The 5,689-nt window shown below is 35.7% G+C and carries 5 protein-coding genes and 1 rRNA gene; all 6 read left to right on the top strand.

Going from position 1 to position 5,689, the window contains the following annotated elements; translation table 11 throughout:
- Positions 1-94: ribosomal RNA gene (gene rrf, locus FYJ79_RS12140) — 5S ribosomal RNA — on the top strand; the annotation flags it as partial.
- A gap of 116 nt (positions 95-210) precedes the next feature.
- Positions 211-1,023: a diadenylate cyclase CdaA gene (gene cdaA, locus FYJ79_RS12135; RefSeq protein ID WP_154518859.1), complete on the top strand. Its 813-nt coding sequence runs from the start codon at positions 211-213 to the stop codon at positions 1,021-1,023.
- The gene (locus FYJ79_RS12130; protein ID WP_154518857.1) at positions 1,016-2,131 is read left to right on the top strand and encodes a CdaR family protein; all 1,116 of its coding nucleotides are present in this window, start codon (positions 1,016-1,018) and stop codon (positions 2,129-2,131) included. The genes cdaA and FYJ79_RS12130 overlap by 8 nt, the downstream gene beginning before the upstream one ends.
- A gap of 2 nt (positions 2,132-2,133) precedes the next feature.
- Positions 2,134-3,483: a phosphoglucosamine mutase gene (gene glmM, locus FYJ79_RS12125; protein WP_154518855.1), complete on the top strand. Its 1,350-nt coding sequence runs from the start codon at positions 2,134-2,136 to the stop codon at positions 3,481-3,483.
- Positions 3,484-3,559: 76 nt separating this feature from the next.
- Positions 3,560-4,216: a response regulator transcription factor gene (locus tag FYJ79_RS12120; RefSeq protein ID WP_154518853.1), complete on the top strand. Its 657-nt coding sequence runs from the start codon at positions 3,560-3,562 to the stop codon at positions 4,214-4,216.
- Positions 4,216-5,544, top strand: a complete 1,329-nt coding sequence (locus tag FYJ79_RS12115; RefSeq protein WP_154518851.1) for a sensor histidine kinase — start codon at positions 4,216-4,218, stop codon at positions 5,542-5,544. Before FYJ79_RS12120 ends, FYJ79_RS12115 begins: the two co-directional genes overlap by 1 nt.
- The last annotated feature ends 145 nt before the right edge of the window (positions 5,545-5,689 follow it).

Here is a 5,689-nt window from a genome sequence, read left to right as displayed (position 1 = left end):
GCGGCGGGCACACCTGTACCCATCCCGAACACAGAAGTTAAGCGCCGCAGCGGCGACGATAGTGCGCAAGTGCGACAATAGCGCTCTGCCAGGTAGGCAAAGGACCGGAAGGTCCTTTTTCTTTTTGCCTGTTTTCTCATCGCGTTATGGACTATTGGTTTTCAATAAATGGGAAAGATGATATAATGTGAGCAAGCTGAGGTGAATTAAATGAATGTTTTATCCATCCTATCTCTGGATATGAAACTTGATACAATATTACAAATTCTAAGAGTTGGTGTTGACCTTATAGGAGTCTTTTTTCTTATTTACTTTTTAATAACAAACTTTAAAAAGAGTCAGAGAACATTGCAGGTTTTTAAAGGGGTTATTCTGATTTTAATCGCTAAGGCGATAACGAGTTTTTTTGGCTTAGCAACCCTTAATTCTTTAGTTGATGCCATTCTATCCTGGGGTGTTTTAGCTATTATCATCATTTTCCAGCCAGAAATTAGAAGTGCGCTAGAAAAAATGGGAGCGACAAAAAATGAGTATACTCATCATCTCTCAAGTGATGAACGTGATCGTATTATGAATGAACTTGTGACTGGTATCAGTCGTATGAGTAGAGAACATACGGGTGCTTTAATAACTTTTGAACGTACTCAGGATTTAACGGAATATATGAAAACGGGTGTTATTTTTGAAGCGGATATCAAAGCAGAATTGTTGGCGACGATATTTTATGAAGGGACACCATTACATGATGGTGCGACCATTATTAAAAATGATAAGATTGCTGCTAGTGCTTGTTTTTATCCTCCAACACGAAAAGAAGTTCCTCAATCTTATGGAGCGCGTCATCGCGCAGCTATTGGTATTAGTGAATTAAATGATTCACTCACAGTTGTTGTATCGGAAGAGACAGGACGTATTTCTTTTTGTACAGATGGTGATATAAGAGAAGTGAATCCGAAAGAATTGCGTGCACAGCTCATTAGTGAATTAGACTGGTATGGTAAAGAAGGTGAACATCATGAGTAATAAGAATGATCGTATTAATCATAATGATTCATCAACAGACTTCTTTTTGAAATATATGAAAAAAGAAAAACAGGAAAAAGAAAAAGAAGAAGAACAAAAAGAAGAATTTAATGACCGTAAAGTTAAAACAATTCAGTTCTTTGGAAATATTTATAATTCGATTAATAAAGTTTTAGATCATATTCTGTTATCAAAAAGAGCTGTTATCATTTTATCCATTGTCCTCACTATTGTTCTTTATGTGACTTCTACAGGTGGGCAAGTGATTAGTCAAACAACAAGCGGGACAACAATCAAGAATGTTGCGGTTAATGTGGAAGGTTTGAAAGAAGGCTATGAAGTATCCGGTATACCTGATAGTGTGACAATAGGGCTAATTGGTCCTTCGCTTGATATTTACACAACCCAGCTTACAAAGAGCTATAGTGTCTATGCCGATCTAACAGATTATGGTGAAGGTACTCATACTGTCAATTTAAGAACACGTGGATTCGATAATGATTTAACAGTTATGATTCTGCCAGAAACAACAACGATTAAAATTTCACCTAAGGTCACAAAGACATTTGATTTAGGTTATAAATTTAAGAATCAAGAATCATTTGATGAAAAATATGCAGTGAGTGTCACGAGTTTATCAAAATCAGCAGTACAGATTTCGGCATCAGAAGATACTTTAAATCGAATAGATCATGTTTATGCCATTATTGATATCGCTGATAAAGATAAAAGCTTTAGCCAGAAATGTGCAATCAAGGCATATGATGCGAATGGTAAAGAAGTCAATTGTACAATTGCACCATCAAGTGTTGTCGCAAAGTGCCGTGTTGATACATACTCAAAGGTTGTACCAATTCAGCCAACATTTAGCGGTACTTTAGCTGCAGGATATTCCTTAAAGAGTTATCGTTTATCACCAACAACTGTAACAATCTATGGTAAACGTTCTGATATTGGTGATATTAATACGATTACTTGTTCGGTGGATATTACAGGCTTAGCTGGTTCAACAACATTATCAGGTTTAAGCTTGAATAAAGATGAAAAGATTACTAAAATGTCTAAGGATACTGTAGATATTGATATGACTATAGAAAAAGGAGAATAACAATGGGAAAGTATTTTGGAACTGATGGATTTAGAGGAGAAGCTAATGTCGATTTAACAGTCGAAAATGCATTTAAGGTTGGACGTTATCTTGGTTACTATTTTGGTCGTAATCATAAGGCTAAAATTGTCATTGGTAAGGATACAAGACGTTCAAGCTATATGTTTGAATATGCGCTTGTTGCTGGCTTAACAGCTTCAGGTGCTGATGCATACTTGCTTCATGTCACAACAACACCTTCTGTTTCTTATATTGTAAGAACTGATGGTTTTGATGCAGGTATTATGATCTCAGCTTCACATAATCCATACTATGATAATGGTATTAAAGTTATTAATGGCAAGGGTATGAAGCTTGAAGCTGAAATTGAAAAGAAAATTGAAGAATATATTGATGGCTTAACTGGTGAAGTACCACATGCTTTACGTGATGATATTGGTCGTACAGTTGATTACTCAATGGGACGTAACCGTTATATCGGTTATCTCATGAGTATTCCAACACGTGCATTCAAAGACTTCAAGGTTGGCTTGGATTGTGCTAATGGTTCATCAAGTTCAATCGCAAAGGCTGTTTTTGATGCACTTGGCGCAAAAACTTATGTCATCAACAATGAACCTGACGGACTAAATATTAATCGTAATGCTGGTTCTACACATATTGAAAACTTACAACGTTTTGTCGTTGAAAATGCATTAGATATTGGTTTCGCATATGATGGAGATGCTGACCGTTGTATCGCTGTTGATGAATTCGGCCGTGAAGTCAATGGTGACCTTATTCTTTATGTATGTGGTAAAGAACTCAAGAAACATGGTGAACTTGCCAACAACAAGATTGTTACCACAGTTATGAGTAACTTAGGACTTTATAAAGCTTTAGATGCTGAAGGCATTGGTTATGCTCAGACAGCTGTAGGTGATAAATATGTTTATGAAAACATGGTGACTGAAGGTAATGTCATTGGTGGAGAACAGAGTGGCCATATCATCTTTAGTAAGCATGCAACTACTGGTGATGGTATTTTAACATCATTAAAGGTCATGGAAGCTTTAATTGAAGAGAAGCAAACACTTGCCCAGCTTATTGAACCCGTCAAGATCTTCCCACAGCTTCTTATCAATGTACGTGTTAAAGATAAGACAGTTGTTTTAGATGACGCTGATGTCAAGGCAGCTGTAGAGAAAGTAACAAGTGACCTTGAAGGTAATGGCCGTGCCTTAGTGCGTCCTTCAGGAACAGAACCAGTGATCCGTGTTATGGTCGAAGCACCAACTGAAGAATTATGTCATGAACATGTTCTTAAAGTTGTGAATGTGATCAAGGAAAAAGGATATGCTGTAGAAGATTAAAGTATCACATGATTTCACAAAATATTGCCATTATTCATGGCAATATTTTCTCTATAGTGAAGTGGGGTGATGACATATGAAGTATAAGATTAATATCATAGATGACGAAAAGAATTTAAATGATTTAGTACGTACTTATCTAGAAAAAGAAGGCTATATGGCTTATAGCTTTTATACATATGAAGAAGCTTTAATGCATGTTGAGGATGATGTTCATTTATGGATTGTGGATATCATGCTTGATAAAAATAGTGGCTTTGATTTGCTCAATGAAATAAAGAATAGAAAGCCTGATATGCCCATTATCTTCATGAGTGCAAGAGACCAGGATTTTGATCGTATTATTGGTTTGGAAAAAGGTAGTGATGACTATATCACAAAGCCATTCAATATGAAGGAATTCTTATTGCGTGTTCACAATGTACTTAAGCGTGTTTATAAGGATAATCTAGAATATATTGAAGTAGATGGTTATCGGATAGATGAAAATAAGCGTAGAGTTTCTTTTGGCAGTCAAGAAATTGATTTAACGACTAAGGAATATGAATTATTAATCTACTTTGTCAAGAATAAGGGGATTGCGATTGGTCGTGAACAAGTATTAACCAAGGTATGGGATGAAAACTATTTTGGTAGTGATCGTGTTGTCGATGATACATTAAGACGTTTGAGAAAGAAAATGCCAGAAATCAATATTAAGACTATTTATGGGTTTGGATACCGCTTAGACTGATGCTGAAACGCTTTTCTTTAATTAAGCAGCTTCTTATAGTATTTGGAATTCTGGCAATCCTGGATGTTGCGCTCTTAATGCCCCTTGTCGATTACAACATGAATGCGATTATCGATAAACAAATGTATAATAAGCTTGAAGAAGTCCAAAACTCCTATGCTTATTTCCATTCTGCACCGCCAGGAAGAATGGTCGCTCACTCATTCTCATTTATCTATAATGCCACAACTGGTGCCTATGATTTTGACAATAATGATAACAATAGTAATCTTCCTGACAATATCAGGATGATGCTTTCTGCTCTTTCAAGTGGTGCCCTGCAGAGTATTATCAACGATCCCCATCATCGTGTCATAAAAGACAAACGTACTTATGGCCAACAAACCTATTATTATCGCGTTTCCAAAAATAAAAATATGAATACGTATATTGTTTCCTTGCTTTCATCAGATTATTCCGATGATTTAGTCACAAGTATGCAGGCAAGAATTATCTATCTTCAGTATGGCTTTTTGGCTTTATCAGCACTTGTATTGATTCTATGGGTTCTTTCACTGATTAATCCGTTAAGAAAGATTAAGGCTTATGTCGATAATATTAAGAATCATACAGAGAGCACATTAAATGTTAAGAGAAAAGATGAAATAGGTATTGTCGCTGATGCGATTGTTGATATGAAAGAAGATATTGAGCGCCAAGAGAAAGCCAAGGAGGAAATGATTCATAATATTTCCCATGACTTAAAAACACCGATTGCGCTTATTAAAACATATAGTGAATCTGTGAAAGACGATATCTATCCCTATGGTACAAAAGAAGCAAGTATGGATATTATTCTTGAGAATGCGGATCGTCTTGAACATAAGGTTAAGACGTTGTTGTATCTGAATAGGTTGGATTATATAGGTTCTGAGGAAAAGTCCTTAGTACCTTTTGATATGAAAGAACTGATTGAACATATTGTGACACAGATGAATGCAATGAATGATTTACAGATTGAAACAGTACTTGATCATGTATCATTCTTAGGCAATAGCGATCATTGGCGTATAGCAATCGAGAACATTATTGAAAATGCCTTCAGATATGCCAAGAGTGTTATTAAAATTACGCTACACAAGGATTATCTAGAAATCTATAATGATGGTGACCCAATTGAAGAAGATCGCCTAGAAGACTTATTTTCACCCTATGTCAAAGGGGTCAAAGGACAGTTTGGTTTAGGCTTATCAATTGTCTCTAAAACAGCTGAGATGTATGGCTATAAAGTCACAGCTGTCAATAGAGAAGTAGGTGTTTCCTTTATCTTTACAAAGCTAGACCATTAAGTCTTGCTTTCCGTTTATGAGGTGATTTACTATCAGTAGTCAAGGGTATATTTTGATTTATTTATCTTAGAAGCACAAAAAGAGGTTCAAGGAACCTCAAAAAAATTTATAGTGACGAAAAACAGTTTATCTCAATTTGCTCTGA

Origin of the sequence: Sharpea porci, from assembly GCF_009695655.1 — a bacterium.
In the GTDB taxonomy this organism is placed as follows: domain Bacteria; phylum Bacillota_I; class Bacilli_A; order Erysipelotrichales; family Coprobacillaceae; genus Sharpea; species Sharpea porci.
This window is presented reverse-complemented; position numbering and strand designations above follow the sequence as displayed.

Excerpts from the sequence above, each read along its gene's own strand:
- FYJ79_RS12130 (WP_154518857.1), top strand. The coding sequence starts at position 1,016 with ATGAGTAATAAGAATGATCGTATTAATCATAATGATTCATCAACAGAC.
- FYJ79_RS12120 (WP_154518853.1), top strand. The coding sequence starts at position 3,560 with ATGAAGTATAAGATTAATATCATAGATGACGAAAAGAATTTAAATGAT.
- cdaA (WP_154518859.1), top strand. The coding sequence starts at position 211 with ATGAATGTTTTATCCATCCTATCTCTGGATATGAAACTTGATACAATA.
- FYJ79_RS12115 (WP_154518851.1), top strand. The coding sequence starts at position 4,216 with ATGCTGAAACGCTTTTCTTTAATTAAGCAGCTTCTTATAGTATTTGGA.
- glmM (WP_154518855.1), top strand. The coding sequence starts at position 2,134 with ATGGGAAAGTATTTTGGAACTGATGGATTTAGAGGAGAAGCTAATGTC.